General features: G+C 55.9%; 16 protein-coding genes, 1 tRNA gene and 3 pseudogenes. 10 read left to right on the top strand and 10 right to left on the bottom strand.

Features of this window, described 5'->3' with window-relative positions:
• Window positions 1-211: 211 nt before the first annotated feature.
• From P0O24_RS09660 to P0O24_RS09630, 7 genes are all read right to left on the bottom strand, one after another.
• Window positions 212-1,108 carry a lysylphosphatidylglycerol synthase transmembrane domain-containing protein gene (locus P0O24_RS09660; RefSeq protein WP_316969543.1) on the bottom strand — a complete coding sequence of 299 codons (897 nt, stop codon included), beginning with the start codon at window positions 1,106-1,108 and terminating at the stop codon, window positions 212-214.
• 28 nt (window positions 1,109-1,136) lie between these two features.
• Window positions 1,137-2,792, bottom strand: a complete 1,656-nt coding sequence (locus P0O24_RS09655; protein WP_316969542.1) for a prenyltransferase/squalene oxidase repeat-containing protein — start codon at window positions 2,790-2,792, stop codon at window positions 1,137-1,139.
• A 25-nt stretch (window positions 2,793-2,817) separates the two neighbouring features.
• Window positions 2,818-3,774, bottom strand: coding sequence for a glycosyltransferase family 2 protein (locus P0O24_RS09650; protein ID WP_316969541.1), 957 nt, complete (start codon window positions 3,772-3,774; stop codon window positions 2,818-2,820).
• A gap of 147 nt (window positions 3,775-3,921) precedes the next feature.
• Complete coding sequence (locus P0O24_RS09645; RefSeq protein WP_316969540.1) at window positions 3,922-6,594, bottom strand: C1 family peptidase; 2,673 nt, start codon at window positions 6,592-6,594, stop codon at window positions 3,922-3,924.
• A 223-nt stretch (window positions 6,595-6,817) separates the two neighbouring features.
• Window positions 6,818-7,267 (bottom strand): PKD domain-containing protein, encoded by a 450-nt coding sequence (locus tag P0O24_RS09640; RefSeq protein WP_316969539.1) that lies wholly within the window; start codon window positions 7,265-7,267, stop codon window positions 6,818-6,820.
• Window positions 7,268-7,646: 379 nt separating this feature from the next.
• Complete coding sequence (locus P0O24_RS09635; protein WP_316969538.1) at window positions 7,647-9,902, bottom strand: C25 family cysteine peptidase; 2,256 nt, start codon at window positions 9,900-9,902, stop codon at window positions 7,647-7,649.
• 203 nt (window positions 9,903-10,105) lie between these two features.
• Window positions 10,106-12,319 carry a C25 family cysteine peptidase gene (locus P0O24_RS09630; protein WP_316969537.1) on the bottom strand — a complete coding sequence of 738 codons (2,214 nt, stop codon included), beginning with the start codon at window positions 12,317-12,319 and terminating at the stop codon, window positions 10,106-10,108.
• Between the two features lie 433 nt (window positions 12,320-12,752).
• Here P0O24_RS09630 and P0O24_RS09625 point away from each other — a divergent pair.
• From P0O24_RS09625 to P0O24_RS09600, 6 genes and pseudogenes are all read left to right on the top strand, one after another.
• A pseudogene (locus P0O24_RS09625) lies at window positions 12,753-12,980 on the top strand (hypothetical protein); the annotation flags it as partial.
• Between the two features lie 228 nt (window positions 12,981-13,208).
• Window positions 13,209-13,376 (top strand): annotated as a pseudogene (locus tag P0O24_RS09620) (zinc ribbon domain-containing protein); the annotation flags it as partial.
• A gap of 79 nt (window positions 13,377-13,455) precedes the next feature.
• On the top strand, window positions 13,456-18,036 hold the full coding sequence (locus P0O24_RS09615; RefSeq protein WP_316969536.1) for a cobaltochelatase subunit CobN: 4,581 nt from the start codon (window positions 13,456-13,458) through the stop codon (window positions 18,034-18,036).
• A gap of 163 nt (window positions 18,037-18,199) precedes the next feature.
• On the top strand, window positions 18,200-18,883 hold the full coding sequence (locus P0O24_RS09610; protein WP_316969535.1) for a DUF2162 domain-containing protein: 684 nt from the start codon (window positions 18,200-18,202) through the stop codon (window positions 18,881-18,883).
• Window positions 18,880-19,548: a MotA/TolQ/ExbB proton channel family protein gene (locus P0O24_RS09605; protein ID WP_316969534.1), complete on the top strand. Its 669-nt coding sequence runs from the start codon at window positions 18,880-18,882 to the stop codon at window positions 19,546-19,548. The genes P0O24_RS09610 and P0O24_RS09605 overlap by 4 nt, the downstream gene beginning before the upstream one ends.
• Window positions 19,545-19,925, top strand: a complete 381-nt coding sequence (locus tag P0O24_RS09600; protein WP_316969533.1) for a DUF2149 domain-containing protein — start codon at window positions 19,545-19,547, stop codon at window positions 19,923-19,925. Before P0O24_RS09605 ends, P0O24_RS09600 begins: the two co-directional genes overlap by 4 nt.
• A gap of 166 nt (window positions 19,926-20,091) precedes the next feature.
• On the opposite strand, the gene P0O24_RS09595 is transcribed toward P0O24_RS09600, so the two are convergent.
• Both P0O24_RS09595 and P0O24_RS09590 read right to left on the bottom strand, forming a co-directional pair.
• Window positions 20,092-20,176, bottom strand: a tRNA-Leu gene (locus P0O24_RS09595).
• Between the two features lies 1 nt (window position 20,177).
• Window positions 20,178-20,333, bottom strand: coding sequence for a hypothetical protein (locus P0O24_RS09590; protein ID WP_316969532.1), 156 nt, complete (start codon window positions 20,331-20,333; stop codon window positions 20,178-20,180).
• A 296-nt stretch (window positions 20,334-20,629) separates the two neighbouring features.
• Between P0O24_RS09590 and purL the strand changes: the two genes are divergently transcribed.
• Genes purL through P0O24_RS09570 form a run of 4 tightly spaced genes read left to right on the top strand, consistent with a single transcriptional unit; the run spans window position 20,630 to window position 26,559 of the window.
• Window positions 20,630-22,951, top strand: coding sequence for a phosphoribosylformylglycinamidine synthase subunit PurL (gene purL, locus P0O24_RS09585; protein WP_316969531.1), 2,322 nt, complete (start codon window positions 20,630-20,632; stop codon window positions 22,949-22,951).
• A complete protein-coding gene (gene purQ, locus P0O24_RS09580) occupies window positions 22,948-23,748 on the top strand; it encodes a phosphoribosylformylglycinamidine synthase I (RefSeq protein ID WP_316969530.1) in 801 nt (266 codons plus the stop codon). Before purL ends, purQ begins: the two co-directional genes overlap by 4 nt.
• Window positions 23,745-24,218, top strand: coding sequence for a hypothetical protein (locus P0O24_RS09575; protein WP_316969529.1), 474 nt, complete (start codon window positions 23,745-23,747; stop codon window positions 24,216-24,218). The genes purQ and P0O24_RS09575 overlap by 4 nt, the downstream gene beginning before the upstream one ends.
• Window positions 24,219-24,228: 10 nt before the next feature.
• Window positions 24,229-26,559 carry a DEAD/DEAH box helicase gene (locus P0O24_RS09570; RefSeq protein WP_316969528.1) on the top strand — a complete coding sequence of 777 codons (2,331 nt, stop codon included), beginning with the start codon at window positions 24,229-24,231 and terminating at the stop codon, window positions 26,557-26,559.
• 25 nt (window positions 26,560-26,584) lie between these two features.
• Here the strand turns inward: P0O24_RS09570 and P0O24_RS09565 are convergent.
• Window positions 26,585-26,882, bottom strand: a pseudogene (locus P0O24_RS09565) (RNA-guided endonuclease InsQ/TnpB family protein); the annotation flags it as partial.

Raw genomic sequence — 26,882 nt, 5'->3', positions numbered from 1 at the left:
ATATTCTTAGTCTTTATGAAGCTGGCCTTATTTGATCTCTATACAGAGTCGATTGATATCTATTCTCAAAAAATCGATAGCAGGAAAATTAATGAGCGTTCAAACCGTTAATGCGAAATGCCGGATAAAACTGTCCACCTACAGATAAGGCTTCTGCTTGACCAGATAACTTATCCTAATTATTTAGGAAGTTAAGGTGCGGTATGTGGGATTAATGTCTAATTAATGATTTTTGCATAAAAGGAATGCCTATTATAGATAATACCCAATATCTAAAAAAAGTAAATAAAAGCCCAACGGCGAGCAACTCACTTGGAGTACCATAATTAGAAAATAATTCGATGATTGAAACATCTCGGGTTCCCATTCCACCCAGTGTTATGGGTATCTGTCCCATAAAAATAGCTATTGGCATATTTGCCATTATAAATAAAAACGGAACCTCCATTCGAAGTGAGGATAGTAACAGCGCCGACTGGATTATTGCGATAAACCAAAGGGAGATAGTATAAACCAATGCAATGAAGAATGACTTTTTATCAGTCATCAATAGTTTTGTAGAACTAAATATATTCCTAAATTTTTGATTGATTTCGGTACTGATAGGTAGATTCAATTCTAAATATGAAATAATAAAATATATAATGAAAAATATTAGTAAAATAATTATAATTATTGTCAAAGGTTTTGGATAGAATAGCGAACCTATTACACAGAATACCAGCAGTGTCGAAATATCTAACGCTTTCTCAGTAAGTACGCTACCAGCAGTTTTTGTCGGCGGTATTTTATCTTTTACATAATATATTTTTATAAAATCGCTTGATTTCGATGGTGTTATCGATGCAAATGGGTGTGTCGCCATAACTACGCGAACGCCCTCTGAATAACACAAGTCGTATCCCATTACCTTAAGTATAATCAGCCACCTTTTGGCTTGAATAGCTGGAATCAGCACCGTTAGCAGGAACACAATACCCAAAATGGGTTGGTTTGCATTCCTTATTATGCTTATTACTTGGTGTATATCTACGTATTTAAAGATTAAATAAAAAATAAAAAATGTTATTATAATGGCAGCCAAATTCCTATAATACTTCTTGTTCAATCTTAATCCCCTTTTAACCCACATAAATCTACCCAGTATTACACTTGATTTGACGGTTTAGTAATTCTCCTGTTCGATTGTATATTCTTGTCACCGATATCGTATCTTGGTCTGTATTGTTAAAATCATTATATACGATCTGATGAGAATCTAATTCAGATTTTTGAAAATATCTGCTTGAGGGGACATAGATATATGATGCCTTTGAGCCTATAATCAATTCATCAATATCTTCACGCATACAGATATCATCTTTTATCTCAACAATGTGTTCATTTATTGAAATTTCTCTACGAAATGTAGCATTCGTTGAATTAGAACCTGTTATAAGTTTATCTCTAAGCTTATCCTTCAATATTAGTCCTATGGTATCGTATCTCCCGACAGTTAATCCGAATAATCTTAATAAAATTATTTTCTCGGGGTTTACTAAATTATCTTTTATTTTGTGCATATACCCGCTCACATTAATGCAGCTTTCACTGACATGGGATACATTTCTGCTTGATAAATGCGAAGAAATCAAATTCCCCTCATTTTTCGTCTTCACTTGAACACCTGAGTCGTATATTGAATATTGATTCCTCTTAAACGATAAGACAAACGGGCACCCCATTTTATAATTTGTTATCAGATAAAATTCATCATCGCTATATATCCATATGCCAGAATTTATAAAATCTTTAGTAAATTCCTGATCATATCTTGGTACTCCATCGTCGCGAATTTTCCGGGAATCTATATAAGCTTGTAGATATGTATACAGGATATAGGATAGATATCTGTCATCAACCGAATTGGGGAAGACCGATGATTTATTCCTCAATGCTTCTCTTATATGGCTTGAAATTACGCGCGCATCTGGATACATATCTGATAATAATTCAAATCCATGGGGAATCAAGTATTCCGTATTCCTGCTACCATATCCTCCTCCAAAAGTGCAATCGGGATGGACGAAATAACTGATAAACTTCACAGCGTTTTCAAGAACCTTTAAAAGATTTGTGCCTCTGTATTTTGAATAATATTTAGCAAGATAATCTATACATAGCGATAAATATCCTATATCTGCTCCGCCATATTCATAAAACCAGCCTTCAGTAGCTTGATTATTTATTATAAAATTTATTTTATCTTCTGATAGGTATTTATATTTAGTTTCTTTAGTTAGCAAATATAAATTATACGATGCAATTGCAGCTCCGGCCTCCTGATTTTGTGCCCGGTTTTCATCAATTTTGCCTAGCCAATCCACGGCCTTTTTAAGATGGAAAATGATTCCGTCTCTATCTTGCACCATATCTCCCAACTGCAGCAACGTCTCGGAGATCGCATAGGATGAAAACGCAGTTGCCACGAAACTATTTTCTTTTGGGTACCATTCATTAAATGTGCCGTTGCTTTCCTGAATACTACCCCAAAACAGCAATCCAGCATTAATCCAATCCAGAATCAAACTATTTTTATAATATAAATTTTGAGTATGTGATATCTTATATAATAAAGCTAATGTTAATACAGCCTCTTGGGATCTTGCACAGGCAAAATCAGAGGTGTTATAATGCCAAAAAGACCTGTCGAAGCAGCCATAAGTGCTGGATAATGGATTTCGATTCAATAGGCTGATTAGCCGAGGGATCTGATTCAGGGTTGTGTTTAAGTAAATCTCACTGTCTGACATGTATGCCCCCAAATATATAGATTTATCACTCTAATACTTCTATAATCATTGAAGTATTATCGTCTTTGCTCAGGCTATATATCATTTCTCCTATTAATCCTACTGATATAAGCTGAATTCCAGATATGATGAGCAGTGTCCCCATCAATAACAAAGGACGCATTCTTATTTCCCATTCAGGCACGCCCTCAAATATAAATAATACGTGCATTATCGTGAGATATAGGCATATTATAAAGCCTGATACAAAAAAGAGGAACCCAAATGTGCCGAAAAAATGGAGGGGTCTGGCCGAAAATCCAGATAAGAACTTAATTGTTATAAGATCTAAAAATCCTTTCAGTAATCTTCTACTTCCGTATTTAGATTTCCCATGCCTTCTTGCATGATGTTTTACCTTGATTTCTCCAACTCGATAGCCTTTCCAAAAGGCAATTACTGGAATATATCTGTGTAATTCACCATAAATCCTTATACTTTTAGTCACGTCACTTCTGTAGGCTTTAAAACCGCAATTAAAGTCATGAATATGCACACCAGTTATTTTACGAGTTAGAATATTAAATATTTTTGAAGGTATGGTCTTTGTAATCGGGTCTTTTCTATCGTATTTCCATCCGGACACTAGATCATAACCCTCATTAATTTTATCTAGAAAATTTGGTATCTCCTCAGGATCATCTTGAAGATCTCCGTCCATTGTAATGACGATGTTTCCTTTTGCATATTCAAAACCCTTGGATAAGGCAGCAGCTTTACCAAAATTATTTCTAAATCGGAGTATCTTTACTCTATCATCATTCTCATGGATTGCAGATAAATCTTGGAATGTGTTATCGGTTGATCCATCGTCTATGAATATAATCTCATACGCCTTGTTCTGAGCGCTCATAATACTTTTTATTTTTTTATATAATTCTAAAACGTTATCATCTTCATTATAAACGGGAATTACGACCGATATACCTGTGAATGTCTCCATTATATCTCCTCCGCTTATTATTTAAATATGCCGTATGAGCTGCTTATAATGCAATTGTTATTTATACTTTTCCTACCCAAATATATGAATTTGTAATAAAAATATTTATGTACCCACAGCGATATGCTGTGGGTATATCGGTCGTCGCTAATTAGGCTTGTACCAGTCACCTACAAGGGGTATGTCAGTACTTTTACATTCGTCCCATACGAAACTATACTCACTTGTACCGGCGTTGTCGTAGTTGAAGTACCAGGTTCTTGTTGAAGGTCGCCAAAATCCTGCAGTGTCCTTGCCGTCACCGTTCCAGTCACCCACTAAAGGTATGTCGGTACTTTGACCTGCCCAGTAGAAGCTATACTCACTCGTACCGGCGTTGTCGTAGTTGAAGTACCAGGTTCGAGTTGAAGGCCGCCAAAATCCTGCAGTATCCTTGCCGTCACCGTTCCAGTCACCTACAAGGGGTATGTCAGTACTTTTACATTCGTCCCATACGAAACTATACTCACTCGTACCGGCATTGTCGTAGTTGAAGTACCAAGTTCGGGTTGAAGGCCGCCAAAATCCTGCAGTATCCTTGCCGTCACCGTTCCAATCACCCACTAAGGGTATGTCGGTACTTTGACCTGCCCAGTAGAAGCTATACTCACTCGTACCGGCGTTGTCGTAGTTGAAGTACCAAGTTTGAGTTGAAGGTCGCCAAAATCCTGCAGTATCCTTGCCGTCACCGTTCCAATCACCCACTAAAGGTATGTCGGTACTTTGACCTGCCCAGTAGAAGCTGTAATCACTTGTACCGGCGTTGTCGTAGTTGAAGTACCAGGTTCGTGTTGAAGATCGCCAAAATCCTGCAGTATCCTCCCCCTTCCTCCCGAAGTCCACCGCCGCGATCCCGATGGGCCCCGCAAAAGCGAGCCCCGCCAGGGGGACCGGTGAGAAGGCGACCTCCACCTTTTCATCGGGAGCCGTCAGCTCCCCCTCAGGGAGCACCTTTCCGACGGGCGGCATATCTTCCGGCAGGATCTCGTATCCGGGATGCTCAGCCCCGGAGCCGTAGGATCCGTTCTCTCCGGCAGGGAGGTCTTCGATCGAGATAGTCGGGGGTTCGAGCTCTCCGGCTGCGGCCTGGGAATCGAGCTCCGGCGGGATCAGATCGATTATGGGATCGGCCCCCTCATTAGCCAAGCCACCGGCGAATTCAGCACGGAAGCTTTCGCCCGAGGCATCGGCCGTCTCATAAGTTGCTGCTGCTGTCGCTACATACCCTGAAGATGTCGCCCTCGCCAGAGGGAAGGCGTCCTTGGAGATCGCGAGGCTTGCGGACGCGAGGACCAGGACGTTCTCCTTCGGCCCCAGGACCGGCCAGCCGGGCTCGGTCTCGTACCGCATCGGGTCGTATATCGTGTCGGAGTTTATCTTCAGGCCGAAGAGGCTACCGACCTGGTTGGCGGCGGCGTTCGAGACGGACCGCTCCCCCATCACCATCAGGCCCCCTCCGTCGCCGGTGGCGAGCCAGTCGACGTACTGGACGGCGACCTTCTCGTTCTCCTGCCTGTAGATGTAGTAGCTGTCGAAGAGGTCTCCGTCCCCGGCGGCGATGACCCTCCCACGCTTCACAAACTCCTTGATGGCGGCAAGCTCCGCGACGCTGAAGGACGTGGTGGGGTTAGAGATTATCACCACGTCGTAGCAGCTCAAGAGGTCCAGGCTCAGGGGAACGGTGGCGCTGCTGTGGACGAGGTATCCATTGCTGGCGAGCCTGTTGCCCCACTCGCTGTACCTCTTTAAAAGCTCAAACTCCTCCCAGGGCTCGTGCCCTTCGTAGAAGAGGACCTTTCCCCGGACCTTCGGCTGGTAGGCCACCGCCTCGAGGCCTATGTTCACCTCTCCCATCTTTATCTTGAACCATCCGGCTTCGCCCCAACCGGTACCCCAGGAGTTCTTGCAGATCCAGTAGTCTGTGGAGCCCTCTTTGCCCCAGCCGACGATGGCGATGCAGTGGCCGCCCTCAAGCTCGCCGGTGGTGTACTGGTAGACTCCGCCGTTGTAGTTGTAAAAGTCGGTGTAGACTTCCATGGCTGCCGTGACCGGCCCGCCGGCGAGGATCTCCTGTTTTATCCTATCTTCATCGATGATGTTAGAGTTCCCCGAGACCCAGGACCACCCCTCGCCCTTGTACTTCCGCGAATTCCGGTCAAAACAGCTCTCGCTGCAGGGGACCGTGTCCTGCGCCACGTATGGGAAGCAGGCCTCGTCCACCGTCCCCTGACAGAGGATCCAGTCGGCGGTGGTGTTCATATACCCGCCGCTGCAGCTTCCGGGGCTGCAGGATACGAGGTACTGCTCCGAGAAGTCGGGTATGAGCTGGGGGTTATCGGCGGCGAGCTTCACCCGGGACTCGATGGCGGCGAGAGGACCGAAGGCCCAGCATGAGCCGCATTGCCCCTGGTCCTTGATCGGGGTCGTCCAGTCGGCTCCGCTGACAGACCTCCAGTCCCAGCTCTCGGGGAGCGCCAGGGCTGCAGGCCCGTCTTCGCTGGAGGATATCCTAACGACCTCCCCGAACAAGCCCCCCTCCTTTGCGGAGAGCGGAAGCCATCCGGTCCCGGGCCTCAGCTCCGGGGGCAGGATCGATACGCTGTTCAGCCCCGCCGTCCAGTTCGCTCCGGTCTCCTCGATCGCCCTCCTCACCGCCTCCAGCTCCGCCAGGCGCTCGGGATAAGTTGCTATGACAAGCTCCCTATCCTCCAGCGAGAGGGAATCCAGGAGAGCTTCGATGGCGTCCCAGTCTCCTCCCGCCGCCACCACATCGTCTTTCATGGTCAATAGCTCTATATCATCAAGCGCGTCCGCGGCGGGGAAAAAAACCATTAACGATGCGAAGACGACCAATGCCATTACCGTTTTACGACTCATTTTCATCACTAACCCCGAGTTCTGGTATGACAGCTATTCTTCGACTAAAGATAAATAAATTCTGGGCTCATTTTGCGAGATCAACCGAAGTTGCCAAAGATACGTTTCCTTAATATCTGATTTAATGCTAAAAAATCGGCGATCTGCGGGCGCCAGCAACTCTATTCACCCTCTGAACTATCGTCACCTCGATCGACTCAGACCACTCCGAGGACGCGCCGTAGACGTCCTCGGCCCTGACCCTGACGGAGTAGATCCCAGGGCTATCCCAGATGTGAGAGAGGCTCACAACCGTCCCCGGATCGACGAACTCCGTCTCCGAGACGGTCCCGTCGCCCCAGTCGAAGATGTACTTCACCAGGTCCCCGGCAACCTCCGTCCCTGCTCCACCGCCATCTTTTGATCCATATAGATGACCGATCTCTGAGGATCCTCGGGCCTTGTAATAAAGGGCGTCTTCTTGGTTATCGAGAAGCTCTTCCCCCCATCTCAGAGCGACCGTCGCTCCCACTCCCTCCTCCAACGAAGATGAGCCTCCAACGGCCTGGAGGACGAAGAGGGTCCCCAGAAGAGACAAGATCTTAACTGTCCAAGAGAGCCCCAAAAATCGCTTCGCTGAATGAGCACCCCGCTTCTCAGCTGAGATCATAATTACCCCCACAACTTCATGGCTACATCGCTCAAGTAGCTGCGACATCAAGATATATAGGTTTTTTGAAAAGGAGATGCTCTTATACAGTCCCGAGGCCTTTGACTTCACCTTTACCTTGTTCTCCACAAAGACTTCCTCGAAGGTTGTATATTTCAAAAGCTGGGTGGCCTTTCCGGTTCTTCCATACTTGACAGGATTTCCGTGGTAAGTCAATTTGAAAAATGACATATAAACCTAATTGGGATAGATTACCCATTTTGGGAGATCGACTAAAGTTATCAAAAGACGTCTCCAATATATCTGGTTAAAAACCAAAAATCGGCGATCTTCGAACGCCAGCAACCCTATTCACCCCTTGAAATATCGACACCTCCAGCGGCTCGGACCACTCCGAGGTCGCACCCCGGACGTCTTCGGCCCTGACCCTAATATTGTAGACCCCCTCCACATTCCAGAGGTGGGTGAGGCTCCCGGTAGTGCCCGAATCGACGAAGCCGGTCTGCGACGTGGTGGCGTCGCCCCAATCGAAGACGTATCTCAACTGGTCGCCGTCGGGGTCATCTGAAACAGCAGAATAACTATATAATAAGCCGATTTTTCCACTGTTGGGACCCACCGGCCTGTCGGGGGTCTCCGGAGGCGAGTTAGGCACCTCCAACCTTATATTTAGGGCTGGATCTCCGTACAGGTTGAAGTCGTACCAGTTCATCAACATGGCAGATCCCGACGGATATATCGTCTGCTTGAGCTGGTAGAGGGCATCTGCGCCGGGAAGCTCCTGAACGATCCTCTTTACGTACCCGAAGCCGATACCTCCCACCGATGGGCTCCCTTCGAAACCACCGAAGGACTCCCCGAGGTAATACCAGCACACCCTCGTCGATCCCAGGGTGCTGATGCCGCCTTTCTTCAGGACAGAATAAGCGACGTTATCCTTCGTCTCAGGATGGGCGTTGCTGCAGGACCCGTGATATACGAAAGAGGGACGCAGGTCGTTTAGGCTCGAAGCATAGGAGCTAACGAAGAGGGCGCCGTCATAACAAACGGCGGGCTTTGAATAGCCGACTTCTGTATGAACAGGGCTGCCGTGTCCCGCCCAGCTGACTATCCCGTAGTCGTCTCCGGCCCATCGATCTCTCACCCCCGTCCCCCCTCTCAGCTCCGCCTCGCTTGAGTATGCCGAGTTCACCCCGCAGGCTCCGCTGCCCTGCTGGTACATCCGATAGCAGGAGAAGCCAGCGCCATCGAGGAATTTCACCTTCATCTCTTCACCCAGAGCGCCATAGTCCGTTGCGGAATAGCCATAAACGCCCCCGTCAAGGAAGGACATCGGCAGAAGGGCGCTCTTTCGCCAGCCGGTGGATAGAGAGGTCTCGTAGTCGATGATCTTCTGAAGGATGGCGTCGAGGGTACTGTAGCCGGCATCGTAGACCGGTATCCTTCCGACGTAGACCTCCGCGGTCAGATCGACGCCGCCGGAGGCTGTAAAATCGACCCATTCGCCGTAGATCTGGTTTGCGTTTCTGTCCCAGTTGCCCGTCAGGTCGGCGTAGAAGTAGTCCGTGGGAGCTTCGCGATGACTATCTTCCGAATACCTCGGCCAGCACATCTTCATCGGCACGTCTCCCTCACCGCTCTCAAAGGGTCTTGGATCGCCGATTAAAAGGACGTATTTTATCCCCTTTGTAAGGTAGTTCTCCTTGAGCCACTGGCGGATCTTCTCCGCCCTTTGGTTGGGGGCCTGTCCCGTCAATCCTAAAAAGTCCGTCTCGGTGACCACGAGAACGCTGTATCCCAGGCTCTCTTTATGGGATTTGAAGGCGTTCAGCTTTGCGCTGTTGGCGACGATGGCGTTGGTGGTTATTATGACGTAGTCGGCTGCCGCCAGGGGCTTCGCCTCCATCTTTATCGCCGCCTTCATCGCCGCCTCTTCATACCACAATCTGCCTTCTTCGTAATTGACGAACATCCCCGCTGCGACATCGTCCATCACGGTATCGGTCAGAAGAGTTCTGTCCAGGGGGGCGGGAGAGACTCCGTAGCTGATCTCCACCACCGCGCTCTTTATCACAGTGAGCTTCTTTGACACCGGGTTGTACGTGAAAGGCGTGTAGTCCAACCGCGCAAACTTCCACTTCCTCATCTGAGAGGGCGGGAGAAGCTCCAGGAAGTTCTCAGGATAATCAGCGTCCTTTTCGTAGACGTCGAGGTTTATCCCGTCTGTTATGCTCTTGCCCTCCCCCCAGTATTCGATCCCCACCTCATCGGCGGCCAGCTCCCGCTCCCCTGCCACGGGGGCTATAGCCCCCACCGGCGGTATCTCGAAGGTCCCATCCAGGACCTGAACCTCGGCAGAGACGATCTCCAGCTTCAGCTCCTCTCCAACCGCCTCGGGGGGGATCAGGACGTCATAGACCTTGTGGACCAGCATCGGATCTCCCGATGATGTGGTAGAGGCGAAGCCGTCCATCATTATGACGTCAAATCCTCTTTCGTCCCTGGTTATGCTGTAATCTTTCGCCTCCAGGACTATCCGCACCTTCCCGTAATCGTCATCCATCGGAGGTAGACCTCCAAAAACTGAAGGGATCAAGAAGGCGTTAAGCGCCAGAAGTAATATGGCTGCAACGCAGCCGACAGAACCGCCATCTTTTCTGGAAATAATCGTCCCATCCTTTGAGCTCATCATCACGCACCTTTGAACTTCAATTATATACTCTTACAATCTGCAAGACTTTAACGGGACTCGTCGGTCAAAAACCTTCAGAAAATCATCGATCTTTGGACCCCTGCGACCCTATTGACCCTCGACAGCACCGTCACCTCCAGGGGCTGCGACCATTCCGAAGACGCGCCGTGGACGTCCCCGGCCCTGACCCTGACGGCGTAGACCCCAGGGCTATCCCAGCGGTGGGCGAGGCCGGCGGACGCTCCGGAGTCGACGAAGTCGGTCTGCGACGTCGCGCCGTCGCCCCAGTCGAAGGTGTATCTCAAAGGGTCGCCGTCGGGATCCGTCGATGAGGCGGAGTAGCTGTACTCGAGGTCGATCTTGCCCCTGTCGGGACCCCTCGGACTTGAAGGGGTCTGTGGTGAATAGTTAGGCTCTTCGAGCCTCACCTCCAGCGCCGGGTCTCCTAAGAGCAGGTACATCTTGACGTTGTCTGCGGCCACCGAGGAGGAGCCGTACTTGGCGAGGAGCTCGACGTTGGCATCGTTTAAGACCCAGCCGAGATCTCTAATATCCTCGTTTCCGACGGCATCCAAAAGGAAAGAGTCGAAGTCGTGGTTTTGCACCGTCCAGGAGGGCCTTGAAGCTCCGATAAATGCCACGGCAGATCCGTCGTCCTTGACGAAGGCCTCCCCGAGGCACTCGCCGGAATGGTCCAGGGCTGCGTTGTAACAGGCGATGCTGAAGATTATGGGGGTCATAAGCCCCTTCTCCAGGGCGTGGGCCTCTGCCGTCCCGTAGCTCTCGCCTGCATAGTTCCAGCCCGACCCCCAGTACGTATAGCCCCCATGCCCCCGATAGTTGACGATCCCCACCCCCGAATCGATGGCCAGCATAACGTCGGCGTTGTTGGCACCGTCGCCGCCCTCGGCAGGGTTAGCCCCGTAGGCGGTCTCGAAGACGAAGGGGCGGGCATACGATGCCGTCCTTATCGACTCCTTGCACCCCTGGTACTTGCCCGGAGCGTCCTGGGCGTGGGCGACGAGGAGGACCTTCGGCCTCCAGCCGCCAGAAGGCTGCCTCATCTCATAGCTGAGGATCTTATTCACCTGCTGGCAGACCTCTCCGTCGTCTTTGGCCGATATCCGGCCCACCGCCAGCTCCGGGTAGAGGTCGTCTCCTGCAACGCAGCCGTACCAGTAGTCGCTGGGTATGGTCATCGTCGGAAAGTAGAGCCGAAAGGATGACGATGGGGCCCAGTTGGGGTACCAGGGCAGCCGGCCGATATCTCCCACTATAAGGACGTACTCGAGCTCAGGATGGGATCCGTAAACTGCGGCTATGACCTCTTTGACATCCGCCGCCGAGGGGGTCGACGATGAAGGAAAGCTGTAGGAGACGAAAGGAAGCCCCCTCTCAGCCCGCATCTCCAGCAGGGGGCTGACGCTCTCATAAGACGCCTGTCCTTCATGCCTTATCGAGAGGTACTTCACGAGATCTGAACTCGCCCTCGGCCCGTCTATCCCGGCGTCTCCGATGAGGGGAAGCTCCCTTTCGCTTGCTTTTGCCTCCGCCACCACGAGGTCGAGGGCGTCGTAGTTCAGGATCACGTCCCGATACATCCTGGAAAACTTCGGCTCAGCCCTCCTCTCCTCCAGGGTTGCGCCTTCGTAATCGATCCTGACCCTCAGATGGTCGTATACCCTCAGCTCGCCGGAGGCGGGGTTGAAGGCGACGGGGTTCATCTGAAGCTCCACCACATCCAGGTCTCTCCAGGTTCCGGGAGCGCCAACGACGACGAGCTCTCGGGGGTAAAATGCGTCTTGAGAATAGAACTCCTCGTCGATGACGAAGGGCCGGGCCTCCCCGGAGGGGTCACAGTCGACCTCCGGCGGCTGGAACGGCCGGACCCTGTACCCGGGGTAGGCTGAGTACGACGACTTGATCACTGTGGCCCTGATCCTCGCCCCGGCGGGGACGGCTATGACCTCGCTCACCACCGGAATCTCGGGCCTGCCCACCTCAATGGTGGTGGCTTTTTCCGAGACGGTGAGGACGTGGAAGGTTTCGCCCCCGATTTCGGCAACCTCCACCTTCAGCCCCCGGAGGTGGAGGTCTATGACGAACCCCCCAGCGTCCGAGGCGAGGAGCCGGACCTCTGCTGCGTCCTCATCGCCGTTGAGGATGAAGGCGTCGGCATCGTCTTCATCCTCGCCGGGATCGCCACCGCCCCCCAGCGCCGCCGCCGGAAGCGGTGCCATCAAGATGAAGGGTAGCTCCCTGCACCCTCCAAAGATATCGATCTCCACCGGTGAGCTCAAACCGGCCGTTAAAAGCGGGATCAAAGCTGCCGCCATCAGAATATGCCATAACTTCCTCACTTCCTGCCCCCCCTTCTTCGTCTCTCAAACCAGCCTTCCGTCCAGTCTTTTCAGCTGCCTCTTCATTAATCAATCTATTTGCGAAGAGGGGCGACCCGCCTCAAACGATGCCGTTCGGAGGGCGATTTATCCCTCGGGTCGGCCCCGTCGAGGAGAAGAGATATACTTAGAGGCTGCACAAATTATAGAAACGCAGGAAGAAGACCCCTCCCTTTTAAGGGAGGGGATGAATGCCGTCCTATGACCCCAGCCCCCGTCTTATGGGCAACCAACATAAATCGATAACAACATAAGGGTACGTCCAATGATCAAAGTCTACAAGTTCCGCATCTACCCGACAAGGTCCTAAAAGCGCAAGCTAGAGGATACGTTGGAACTGTGTAGGCAAGTCTACAATAGAACCCTAGCATACCGAAAAGACGCATGCGAGCAATATATTTTGAGAATCGATATCTATCGACGCTGTATCGAGATCAAAAAAGGCTGCTGCCATAAAGACCGAGAGTATAATATATGCAATTTTATAAAATACTCAATCGTTAATATCGTGCTAATAAATTCAGTTAAAATTATTATTAACAAAAATTGAGTATTTAATTTAAATTTATGCGCATTAAGAGATGGTGCGCCTGGAATTGGTTGATATATCTAAAGGCAACGACATTGCTTCTGATTTGCGAATTCGCACTCAAATCCGTCCTGTAATTAAAAGTGCTATTCTGTAGCGTCTCTAAGAATTCCAAGCGAAATATCAACCGAATCAAAGAGCACCACCCATTAAGAAACGCCAGAAATTTCTAATCTTGCATAGCTTTACTGCGGAATGGAGGTTAAAGTTTCGAAATCGCTATCTAATCGGGTCCGCGAATGCCTTCAGTGTGGGTTGGTCATGGACCGAGATCAAAACGCGGCGATCAATATTCTGAGATTGGGGCTTCCATCTCTCGGTATCGAATCGATGGAAGCCCTCCCCCTTCAGGGGTAGGGAGCAGTCACTCAGCGCAAAAGCCTTAAATAAAGTAAATTTACTCAAACTCAAAATAGCTTGTTTGGAGGTAACTTGTTTGGAGGTTCTGATGTCCAGGAGGATAACGGTTCTCTCATCGATGACCATGCTATTTGCGGCCCTCTTCGTCATCTCGCCCCTCGCTGCCCCGGCGATGGCGGATGAGATGAAGGCAGAGGAGCTGGAGACGATTCTCACCGAGCCCAAAGGATTCCTATTCATCCTGGGGACCGATTACAACGAGGTCCCCCTGAAAGAGGCTGCCATGGAACCCTCGGTATCTTCGGAGTTGGACGTCTCCATCCTCACCAGAGGAGACGAACTCCGAGAGGAGATGAACTTCTCTGAGTACTCCGTCGTCTTCATAGAGTCCCGGGATGAAGCTCTGGCGGAGGGATGGTCCCCGAAGATAAACGAATCGAGGCTCCTGGGGACGAGGTTCGTAGGATACAGATTATCTCCCAACGTCACCGCTCGATGTTGCGACCTCTCCACCCCCGACTTCGACGAGATCGAAAGGTACTGGGTCCAGGGCGGAGAGGAAAACATGGCCAATATGCTCAGGCTCATGGGACAGGAGTTCCTCGGCATCTTTACCGGGTTTGAGATTCCAGAGCCGGTGATCTTGCAGCCCAAGACTCGCGTCCTATTCATAATGAACCTCGACTCCACCGGATACGCCATCAAAAAAGCCTCCAGCGAGTCCCTCCTTATTCAGGACCTCTTCGACGTCCGGGTCCTCGACGGAGAAGAGGCCGCCTCCTCGGAGGACGATCTCTCTGAATATGACGTGATATACGTGGCCCATCTTGGAGGGGCCACCATGAACGATCTGGAGGGGAGGCTGCAGGATGCCACAGCCGCAGGCGTCAAAATTCCGACGTTCATGAAGATGGGGGACGATTCGACGATATCCAACGTCAACGTATCCGATCCGTTATATTCGCCGATATCCGCCTACTTCAACGACGACGTCCCCAGCGAGGCGAACGCGATAAACTGGATCCTCTGGACCGGGGCGGCCTTCAACGACCTGTACGTCGAGTACGAACTGCCCGAAGAGGTGAATGCTCCCACCGGAGGGATCTACCGTCCCGAGACGTACCCGATGAAGGTCTTTGAGAACTCCACCGAGTATCTCGAATGGTACAGGAACAGGACCGATGGACACGTCTACGACCCCTCAAACCTCACCGTCGGCGTCATAGGCTGGGAGGCCGCCGCCATAGCCGCCCTCGAATCGAGGGGGATTAACGTCATCGCCGTCCACTCCAACTTCATCGAGGACGATGCCCATCTCTTCACCGACGAAGAAGGCGAGGTCCTCGTCGACCTGATCCTCTCATTCAAAGGATTCTACCTTTATTACGGCGATCCGGAAGCCGGGAAGGAGAGGATCGAGGCCTTCAACGTCCCGGTGATGAAGGCCGTCACAGACTATTACTACGCCCCAGAAGAATGGGAGGCCAGCACCTTCGGCCTCAGCCCTCAGTCAGTCCCGTTCCAGATCGTCCAGCCGGAGATCGACGGAGCCATCGAGTACATCTGGGTGGCGGGGAGGGCTGAGGACCCCATAACAGAAGAGATGCGATACAGGCCGGTGGATTACCAGATGGAGTGGCTATGCGATCGCGCCGCTGCATGGGGCCGCCTCAAAAATCTGAACAATTCGGAGAAGCGGGTGGCGATCATCTACTACAACCACGGCGGCGGGAAGAACAACATCGGCGCCAGCTACCTGGACATCTCCGCCAGCTTGCCCCTCCTCCTCTCGAAGATGAAGGATGAAGGATATTACCTCGGCGAGGAGGATCTTCCCACCACCGGAAAGGAGATCATCGACCTCTTCGTCGCCAGCCGGAACGTCGGGACCTGGGCTGCCGAGGAGCTCAAAGAGGTGGCGGACTCAGAGCACGTTGAGCTATTGGCCGTCGACGAATACCTGGAGTGGTACAACGGCACCAATGGAGAGGTCCCTGAGGAAGTGCGGGCCGAGATCGAGGATTGGTGGGGCGCCCCTCCGGGGGATGGCGGGATGGTCTGCGACGGCGCCTTCGTCATACCGCTGATCAGGTTCGGTAACGTCGTCCTCGCTCCCCAGCCGATGGTAGGAAGCCTGATGACCGAGGAGGCGCTCTACCACAACACCTCGGTCCCCGTCGGCCACCAGTATCTGGCCTTCTACCTATGGCTGAATAACAACTTCGATGCCGACGCCATCGTCCACTTCGGAACTCATGGCACTCAGGAGTGGCGACCGGGAAAGCAGGCAGGCCTCTCGCGCCGCGACTACCCGCCCCTTCTCGTCCAGGATACGCCTGTGGTCTATCCCTACATCATGGACAACGTCGGCGAGGGGACCCAGGCGAAGCGGAGGGGCAACGCCGTGATCATCGACCACCTCACCCCTCCGATAGTCTCTTCCGGGCTCTACGACGAGTTTCTCGCCCTCGCTGACAAGATCGAATCTTACGAGAGCGCCACCGATCCCGCCCTGAGGCTCTCGTACCGAAGGTCCATTGTCGAGGTTTACGCCTCCCTCGGCCTCGAGCTCGACCTCAGCGTCAACGCCACCAACCTCTCGGATATGAACGAGGCCGAGTTCGACGGCTTCCTCGACATAAAGCTCCACGACCACCTCCTGGAACTCCGGGATGAGACCGTACCCTACGGGCTTCACGTCTTCGGGGTTACGCCCAACGGCACCTCCAAGGTGGGGATGGTCAGATCGATGCTGGGGAGCTCTTACATCGACCAGGTGGAGAAGGTCTGTGGCGATGGATCGAGATCTTCTACGAAGAGCAGCGGGGGGGCAGATGAGCTCCTCTTCGAGGTCCTGATCAACGGCACCGATATCCTGGAGGCCCAGAAATCGATCCTGGGAGGGTCGAACGAGGAGATATCGTCATACCTCCGTCTGGCGGTCGATTATGGAGAGCGGCTCGATCGGTCCACGAGAGAGATGGATAACGCCCTCCGGGCGCTATCCGGAGAGTTCATCCCCTCCGAGCCCGGCGGCGATCCCATCAGAAGGGCCGACGCCCTCCCCACCGGGAACAACTTCTACAGCTTCGATCCCCGGATTATCCCCGATGAAGAGGCTGAGCTTTTGGGGATCGAGCTCGCCGAGTTGTTCCTCGATATGTACAGAGAAGAGCACGGCGATTATCCTGAGAAGGTGGGCTTCGTCCTATGGAGCGTCGAGACGATGCGCCACCGGGGGATCTTCGAGGCCCAGATCTACGGCCTCCTCGGCGTCCGGCCCGTGAGGAGCATGGGCCGGATCGTCGACTTCGAGGTGACGCCCCTCGATGAGCTGGGAAGGCCCAGGATCGACGTGGTCCTGACGCCCTCGGGGCTCTATCGGGATACATTCGGAAATCATATAGACCTCTTCGATGAGGCGATACGGCGGGTGGCGGAGCTCGACGAGCCCCCGGAGATGAACCGCGTCCGGGCGAGGTCCGAGGCGATACGGGAGCTTCTCTTAGGGGAGGGTTACGAGAACGAGACCGCCCAGCTCCTCTCCCGGTCCCGGATATTCATCGATGCCCCCGGCACCTACGGCGGGGGCGGTATCGCCGGGGTGGTGGAGGCGAGCTCCACCTGGGAGGACGAGAGCAAGCTCGCCGAGCGGTACATCTCAGGCCAGGGATACGTATACGGCGGAGGGCTCTGGGGCGAGCCGAACGAGGAGCTCTTCGGTCTCAACCTGGAGACGGTGGATGCTGCGGTCCAGAGCGACACGTCGAACCTCTACGGCCTCATGGACAACGACGACATGTTCCAGTACTTCGGAGCCATGGCCCTGGCGGTCAGGGACCTTAAGGGCGAGACCCCGGAGATGTACATAACCTCCTTGAAGAGGGCAGACGCCCCAGAGATGAAGTCGCTTGAAAGCGCCTACCGGCTGGAGCTCCGGTCCCGGTACTTCAACCCCCGGTGGATAGGGGGGATGATGGAGCACGACTACGCCGGAGCCCGGGAGATGGACCGCTTCACCGAGCACCTCTGGGGCTGGGACGCCACATTGCCCGATATGGTCTGCGAGGATGACTGGGACCGGGTCTACGACGTCTACGTGGCGGACAAGTACGATTTGGGCCTCAAAGAGTTCTTCGACGAGAACAACCCATACGCCCGGCAGTCGATGACGGCGAGGATGCTGGAGGCGGCGAGGAAGGGTCGCTGGAGCCCCTCCGAGGAGGTGAAGAGGGAGCTTGCGGAGGAGTTCGAGCGGTCGGAGACCGAGTACGGCGTCGCCTGCTGCCACCACACCTGCGGAAACCTCCTCCTCAGAGAGTACATGGAGGGGATCCTCACAGGGACGGAGCCGACAGAGGCGCCGACGGTCGAGGCGGGGAGGGGCAGCTCCTCCAGGCATCCGTACCCCCAGGAGTGGTCCACGTCCAGCGCCGCCAACGAGACCCGCCCCGGCGGCATAGGATCTGACTATTCAAGAGACCGGGAGGATGCCCCCGAGCCGGTGGAGCCGGGGACGGTGGCGGTAACGGGGATGTTGATGGAGAGCCTCCAGGAGGAAGGGGGCGACCCCTCCATATCCGGGGCGCCCCTGTTGGGGATCGTCCTGGTCCTCTTCATCCTCCTGGCGATAGGGGCGGGATTCAGGAGGAGGTAGGGGACCTCCTCCCACCCCACCCTCCAGGACCGTATCCGGTTGACCCCGCCGTGGGTCCACCGGCAATTAGACAATATTGGTTTAATTTGCGCAGCTTTTCTTGCGCAAACGTTATATCATGTCGAATTGACTTATATCCAATCAGGTTTGGTAGGTGTAGACTTTGGATTTCACATGGATTGCCGCTTCTGGAGTTCTGGTGGGGATCATCATATTCTCTCTGAAGGTCAGCCTGGGGTGCGGCCTTGCCAGCCTCAGCCGAAGAGAGACCATCTCCATAGCATCGCTTTACCTGCTCGTCTCCCTCCTCATGGGCTTCGCCCTGGGCCTCGTCCCTGAAACGGCCACGTCCTCAGCGATGGAGATGGGCGTAGCCATGCACATTGCGATCGCCCTCCTCCTGGTGGCAGGAGGAGTCGCCACCGCCAGAGCGTGGAACCGGAACGGCCGCGACCTCTCCCGGAAGACCTTCTGGATCCTATCCGTCCCCTGTCCCGCATGCCTCGCCGCCACCTTCCTCTCCTGCACAGCTCTTTCTAGCATATTGGAGATTCCGGGCTGGAAGGTCGGCGCCGGAGTGGGCTTTATCTTCTTCGCATCGATAGCCGCCCTCTCTCCAGCCATAGGAAAGATGGGCAAGGCCCCTTCGGCCCTGGGGAACGCCATGATATTCGTCGGCCTCTTCTACATCCTATCCATCCTTCTCATACCCGCCTACCTAAAGACCCAGGCGATCCCCTTCGTCCCCATCTCTATCCCCGCCTCAGACCTCTTACCATCATACTTCGTTATCCTCGGACTGGTCTTCCTCGGCTTCGTCGGCAGGAGGATGGGGGTACGCCTTTGAGCGTCTACATCGAGATCGTCAACGTCCTCTTCGTCTTCTCGACGGCGCTTCTATACCCCGTCATACTGGCGCTCCTCCTCCTCTTCGGATGGTCCCTCGCCCTGCTGGGCTCCCTCATATCCGAGTACACCTCCCGGCATAGAGATCTCGCTCTCCTTGAGAGGGTCTGCGCCGAGGCCTCGGAGATGGCACGATCGGGCCGCGAGGATCTCGCCTGCACCGCCGTGAAGGGGTACAGAGCCCATCCTCAGGTCTCCAGGGCTCTGAGCGATGCGGCCCGTTCCTTTCGGAGCGACACCTTCGCGGCGAGGATTGAGAAGACCCTCCAGGATGCGGAGCTCGGTATGGGAAAGGCCCTGGAGCCGGTCAAGATCGGCGTTCGGGTGGGGCCGATGCTGGGGCTGATGGGAACCCTCATCCCCATGGGCCCCGCCCTGATCAGCCTCTCTCAGGGAGATATTCAGCAGATGGCCGACAGCCTGGTGATCGCCTTCTCTACGACGGTCATCGGCCTCGCCGTCGGCGGGATCTGCTACGGGACCTACGTCGTCAGGAACAGGTGGTACCGGCAGGACTTAAGCGACCTCGAGTACGCGGCAGAGCTTCTCTCGAGCGAGAACTGCAGGAGAACGTTCCTCGGAGGAGACGGCGAGGCGTCGGGATGAGAAGAGTCGGAGGCGTCGTCAAGGCCGTCAGGGCGGGGCGGACCAGAACCGGGATGCTGGACGAGTCCGAAGACGACCCCCTGAGCGGGGTCGCCAACCTCTTCGACGCCGCCATGGTCTTCGCCATCGCCCTCCTCCTGGCCCTGGTCATCTCCTACAACATACCCGAGCTCCTCACCCCCGAGGCGAGCGTCACCATCGTAAAGAACCCTGGAGACCCCAACATGCAGATCATAATAAAGGATATGAACCAGATCCAGATCCTGAACATGACCGATAAGGTGGCCGGCGGCCAGGGGACGAAGATGGGGACCGCCTACCGGCTGGAGAACGGGATGGTCGTCTACGTCCCGGAGAACGCCAGCGCGGCGGCTTAGGTCGGCTGCGGCCCCAGATCGAATTGTACCTTCTGATTTCGGCGAGAGCGTGATGGGCCAAATAGACAATATCTACAACGTGCATCGGAGGAACTCTCTGTTGCATCTCTTCGAAGATATCAAATCGAGAGGGGAACCAAAACCGACATCATTAAAGGTAAATAAGTGCGGGGGAAGGGATTCGAACCCTTGAACTCCTGCGAGAATAGATCTTGAGTCTATCACCGTTGACCTGGCTTGGTTACCCCCGCTCTAGTCGAAGTGGGTTACACAGGTCCAGTGGTAATATCCGAGGATCCCCGTACCCGTCACCTCGTCGTACTCCTGGAGGGGCCGGCCGCAGATCGTGCACCTCTCGCCCTCGGGGACCTCGATCTCCGAGTCGTCGCAGATCACCACTATGACCATGACCGGATGTATCGTCTCCGGTTTTAAATGTTTTGCCGTCGTCTGACCCGTCTTGCCTCCTGGCTCTCCGTCCGCCAGGACGGATGAAGGCCCGGCCTGACGGCTTTCATGATGGAAGCTTTACAAGAGGCGAGAAGAAAAGGTCCTCCGACGAGGAGTTTTCGATCTGGAGGTGTCTTGCAGGAGGGACAAATCTGGCTGCTGGTCCGTCGAAGGTAGCTTGCGACCTCATCGGATCGATAGATACATAACTGCCTACGAGGGCATAGTCTCCTCATTAAACGAGGTGTCCACCGTTGCAAATAATCGGTCTCGAAGACCATGAGGTCGAGGCTGGCCTCCGAAGGGCTGGCCTGGGCCTATCGGTTCCTGAGGCGCGCTCCATCGCCGAGGCTCTGGGCAGGGACCCCACCGTCCCGGAGCTCTTCAACTACGATACCATGTGGAGCGAGCACTGCTCCTACAAGAGCAGCCGCGCCACCCTGAACGAGTTTCTCCATACAGAAGGCCCCAACGTCGTCCAGGGTCCCGAAGAGGACGCGGGGATCGTGGCCATCGACGACGAGTGGTGCGTCGTCATCGCCCACGAGAGCCACAACCACCCCTCCCAGATCCTCCCCAACGAAGGGGCTGCCACCGGGATAGGCGGCATCGTAAGAGATGTAAACTGCATGGGCGCCAAAGTCGTCGCCACCGCCGACCCCCTTCGGTTCGGCGACCCCTACGGCGAAGACAAGAATCACGTCCGATGGGTGGCAGAGGGGGTAGTTGACGGCATCTGGCAGTACGGCAACGCCCTGGGGGTCCCCATCATCGCCGGAGACGTCGTCTTCGACGACAGCTTCGACTCCAACTGCCTGGTGAACGTCGTCGCCGTTGGGGTCGTAAAGAGGGGAGAGATCATCAAGAGCCGCGCTCCAGCGGGGGCGGGAGAGAAGGGGTACGACGTCATCGTCGTCGGAAAGCCCACCGACTCCAGCGGCTTTGGAGGCGTCACCTTCGCCTCCGAGGAGCTGCGGGAAGAGGACGAGGAGGCGAACAGAGGAGCGATCCAGATCCCCGACCCCTTCCTCAAGAACGTCCTCTTCAAGGCGAACGAGGCCCTATTCCAGCTCACCCGCGAGGAGGGGATCGTCATAGGGTTCAAGGACCTGGGGGGCGGCGGGTTCACCTGCGCCTCCTCGGAGATGGGGGCGAGCGCCGGGTACGGGATGGACCTCGACCTCGACCTCCTCCACAAGGCTAGCGAGGACCTCCCCCCCGAGGTCGTGGCCTGCGCCGAGACCCAGGAGAGATTCATGCTGGTATGTCCCCCGGAGCTGACCCCCCGGGCGCTGAAGATATACAACGAGGACTGGGACCTCCCCAACGTCTATGAGGGGGCGAGGGCCTCCGTCGTCGGAAAGGTCACGACGGACGGCAGGTACATAACCCGGTACCGGGGGATAGTGACCTGCGACATCTCCATCGAGCACCTCACGCGGGGGATCCGCTACGAGAGGGAGGAGAGTCCCCGGGTCATAGACCTCAAAGAGCCGGATATCGCCGCCCCCGAAGACCTCACCGAAGTCCTTCTAAAGGTTCTGGCCTCGCCGAACGTCTCATCAAGGGAGCACATCTATCGCTACTACGACACCGAGGTCCAGGGCAACGCCGTAATACGGCCCGGAGAGGCAGACGCCGGCCTCATAGCCCCGGTCCGGGGAGAGAAGTTCGGCATCGCCCTCTCCGTCGACGCCAATCCCTTCTACGGCAGGATCAGCCCCTACTGGGCCGGGGCGACGGCCGTCGCCGAGGCGATGAGAAACGTCGCCGCCGTCGGGGCGTACCCCGCGACCCTCACCGACTGCCTCAACTTCGGAAACCCCGAGAAGCCGGAGGCCTTCTGGGAGTTCAGAGAATGCGTCAGGGGTCTCGCCGACGCCGCCAAAGCCCTCTGGCTCAAGGGGTACGATGATACCCCCGTCCCCATCGTCTCCGGGAACGTCAGCTTCTACAACGAGTCCCCCGACGGGTCGGTGGACCCATCCCCGATCATCGCCTGCGTCGGCCTCATAGACGACGTCAGGGACGCCGTCACCATGGAGCTGAAGAACGCCGGCGACTCCGTCTACCTCATAGGGCCCCGGTTCGACGAGCTGGGGGGCTCGGAGTACTATCGGACGGTCCACGGCGTCACGGGCAAGAACGTGCCGATCGTAAGGTTCGAGCTGGAGAGGAGCATGATCTACGCCGTCATCGATTCCATCGCCGAGAAGCTCGTCGTCGCCGCCCACGACATATCCAACGGCGGCCTTGGAGCGACAGCCGCCGAGATGACCCTCGCCGGACGGGCCGATCTCGGTCTGGAGCTGGACCTGGACGCCTCCGGCCCGGACCTCTCCGCCGACCGGCTGATATTCAGCGAGTCCTCCGGCTTCCTTCTGGAGTGTCGGAAAGGTGCTGAAGAGGAGCTCGAAGAGCTTCTGAAAGGATACGGCCTCGATATCATGAAGATCGGAAAGGTGGTCAGTTCGCCGGAGCTGGTCATGACCTACAGAGGGAGGACCGTCCTTTCGACGGACCTCACGACGGCGAAGAAGGCCTGGACCGCAGGCCTATCGGAGGCGATGAGATGAAGATCGCTGTCATCCAGTTTCCGGGGACGAACTGCGAGCATGAGACCCTGGTGGCGGCCCGCGCCGCAGACCTATCCGGGGAGATATTTCGGTGGAACCGGCCGGCTGAAGAGCTCTGCGCCTTCGACGGATACATAATCCCCGGAGGCTTCTCCTACCAGGACAGGCTCCGGGCGGGGGCGATAGCCTCCAAGGAGCCGGTGATGGACGCCCTCCGGGAGGAGGCGGAACGGGGCAAGCCGATCATCGGGATCTGTAACGGCTTTCAGATCCTGGTGGAGTCGGGGCTCCTCCCGGGCTTGGGCGGCGTCGACGTCGCCCTAGCTTCGAACGTCATGGTCTCCAAGGGGGAGATCGCAAGGCGCGGATTCTACTGCGCCTGGACGACCCTCCGCTCCGAGACCCCGGCGAGGAGGTGCAGCGGTAGCTTCCTCCTGGATAAAGGGGACCTCGTATCGATGCCCCTGGCCCACGCTGAGGGTAACCTCGTCACCGCCGACGAAGATCTGATGGAGAGGTTGAACGAGGAGGATCAGGTAGTATTCCGGTACTGCGACGAGGGCGGCAGAGTGGAGACGGAGTTTCCGGTGAACGTCAACGGCAGCCTGGAGAATATAGCCGGGATCTGTAACCCCGAGGGGAACGTCCTGGGTCTGATGCCCCACCCCGAGAGGTCTTCTTTCGCCTGGCAGCTCCCGCCGACGGATTCGGCGAAGAGCGCAGGGGACATGACGGCCCCGGGGCCCGGAAGGAGGATATTCGAGTCGATGAGGCGGTATATCGAGGTGATGAGATGAAGATCAACCTTCGGGTCTCGCTGAAGATCCCGGACGCAGAGGCGGCCACCGTCAAGAACACCCTCCGCAGAAGGATGGGGTACGGGGCGGTCCTGGCGGAACTGGGCAAAGAGAGGCTCTGGTCCATCGAGGTCGACGACTCCGTCGCAGATCCCGCAGACTTGGCCGGCAGGCTCGCCCGGGAGCTGGTGAACGAGAACAAGGAGAGCTACAAGGCCACCGTCGACTCCATCGACTTTGAAGAGGGTTACGTCCCGGTGAAGGTGGGGCTCCGTATCGAGGATGGCGAGGCGATCTCCGCCCAGAACCGGCTGCGAAACCGGCTCGGCTTCGATATGGTCAGGTCCGTCGAGAGGTCTATGGTCTGGAAGCTCTACCTCCGGACCGAGGAGCCCGAGAGGGCGGCGGAGGAGATCGCCAAGGGGCTCCTGATAAACCCTCACAAGGACTATTATGAGATCATGAGATGAGAGGAGGGCGATGACCTCCTACCTCCAGCACCCCATGCTGAAGGAGAAGGCGGTGGAAAGAAGGCTCTTTCAGCTGGAGCTCGCCTCCACCGCCCTCAAGGCCTCGACCCTGGTGGTCCTCCCGACGGGCCTGGGAAAGACCGTCGTCGCCCTGATGGTCCTCCTGGCCAGGCTCCCCCGGGGCAAAGCGCTATTCCTCGCTCCTACCAAGCCCCTGGTGGAGCAGCACGCATCTTTTTTGGAGAAAGTCCTCGAGGACGCATCCATCGCAGTCACGTTCACCGGGGAGATCCCCCCTGACAGGAGGAGGGAGATGTGGGAGGGGGCCAGGGTCGTCGTATCTACGCCTCAGGTGGTGGAAAACGACCTTCTCTCCCGGCGGATATCCCTCCGGGGCGTCTCTTTGATCATATTCGACGAGGCCCATCGGGCCGTCGGAAACTACGCCTACGTCTACATAGCGGAGCGCTACCAGCGGGAGGGTACCGACCGGCTCGTCCTGGGGATCACGGCGAGCCCCGGAAGCAGCCTCGAGAGGATCGAGGAGGTCTCCAATAACCTCGGGGCGATGCGGATAGAGACGAAGACGGAGGCTGACCCCGACGTATCTCCCTTCGTCCACGAGAGGGAGATCGAGGTCGTCAAGGTGGCGGTCCCTTCGGAGATCATGAGGCTGCGGACCCTCCTGGAAGAGGTCCTGGAGGATCGGGGCGAGGCCCTCCATCAGCTCGGGGGGTCCGACGGCCTGCGGATGCCCAAGAGGATGGACAGAACCTCGAAGAAAGAGCTTCTGGAGATGCAGAAGACCCTCCGGGGGATGATCGCAAAAAACCCGTCGCCGAGCCTCTACCAGGCGGTATCGGTCCTGGCGGAGGTCCTGAAGCTGAAGCACGCCGTGGAGCTCGCCGAGACCCAGGGGGTCGACTCCCTCGCCCGGTACCTGGATAGGCTCGAATCGGAGGCCTCCTCCCCGGGGGGAAGCAAGGCGGCGAAGAGGATCATGGCCGACCCCAGGGTGGTGGAGGCGGTGAGCGACCTCGCCAGGATGGACGTCGACCATCCGAAGCTCCGGGCGGTCCGGGAGCTCGTCGAAGAGCAGCTTACTTCCAAGCCTGAATCGCGGATCATGGTCTTCACCAACTACCGGGATACGGCGAGCTCCGTCCTCGACTACCTCCGGGAGGGGGCAGGCGAGCTGATCAGGCCCGTCCGGTTCGTCGGCCAGTCCAGCAGGGCCGCCGACGAGGGGCTATCCCAGAAGAAGCAGGCCGAGATCCTCAGAAAGTTTCGGGATGGGGAGTACAATGTCCTCATCGCCACCTCCGTCGGGGAAGAGGGGATCGACATCCCGGCGACGGACCTCGTCCTCTTCTACGAGCCGGTCCCCAGCGAGATCAGGTCGATCCAGAGGAAGGGGAGGACCGGGAGGGCGAGGGCGGGGAGGGTCGTCGTCCTCGTCGCCAGGGGAACGAGGGATGAGGCCTACCGCTGGATCAGCGACCGCAAGGAGAAGAACATGCGCCAGCAGATCCGGGAGATGAGCTGGCCTGACCGGCGGGACCCGGGATCGGCGGCCGGAGGAGGCGCAGCCCTTCCCCCCGGCGGGAGGGGAAGGCAGCTGTCGATCGGAGAGGTCGGAGGAGGGGCGGCGGCTGCCGGCGGGCAGCCGGCCTTCCTCGACCGCCCCGAGGAGGAGGAGGCCTCCGCCCTCGTCGCCGTCGACCCCAGGGAGAGGAGCCTCGCCCGGATGCTGGAGTCGATGGGGGTGGGGGTTACCTTGCGGTTCCTGGAGGTGGGAGATTACATAGTAAGCGATAGGGTCGGGATCGAGAGGAAGACCGCCGACGACTTCGTCGACTCCCTCATCGGCGGCGAAAGAAACCTCTTCGCCCAGCTCAAAGACCTCTCCCGCAACTACGAGAGGCCGATCCTCATCCTGGAAGGGCGGGACCTCTACGCCCGGCAGGTCCACCCCAACGCCATCCGCGGCGCCCTCGCCTCGATAGCCGTCGACTTCGGCGTCGCCATAATCCCCACCGCCGACGAGGATGAGACCGTCTCGGTGATCGCGGCCATCGCGCGGCGCGAGCAGCAGGCCGGGGGCGGCTCTCCTCACGCCCACGGCAAGAAGACCCACCGGACCCTCAAAGAGCAGCAGGAGTACCTGGTCTCCTCGATACCGGGGGTCGGAAATGCGGTGGCCAAGAACCTCCTACGCTCCTTCGGGTCCGTCGAGAGGGTCTTCGCCGCCCCGGCGGAGGAGCTGGAGGCGGTTCCCCTTGTGGGGCCGAAGACGGCGGAGAGGATCCGGGAGCTGGTGGGCGGGGAGTACAAGGGGTGAGAAATACTTTGTTTACGAATCGTGACTACTCCCCGCCCTGAAGGGCAGGGCTTCTAGCTTTTGGCAGAGACTGTAGCCCCAGTCTTTGAATGTTCATCGCCGCATTCTCGTCACGGTCCATGACCAGCCCGCATTGAGGACATCCATGGACCCGATCCGATAGCGACTTCGGCACTTTAAGGCCGCACCTGGAACAATAGCTGACTTGTGTTCCTGGGATCTACTAGAACCACCATCGAACCGGCGCTCTCAGCCTTGTACGATGTGGTTATCACTAGCATCCTCCAGGCAGCGTCTGATATGCTCTTAGCCAGGCAGTGGTT

The organism is Candidatus Methanocrinis alkalitolerans (assembly GCF_029167205.1).
Lineage (GTDB): Archaea > Halobacteriota > Methanosarcinia > Methanotrichales > Methanotrichaceae > Methanocrinis > Methanocrinis alkalitolerans.
Note: the sequence above shows the minus strand (reverse complement) of the source record. Positions and strands in the feature narration are given on the sequence as shown.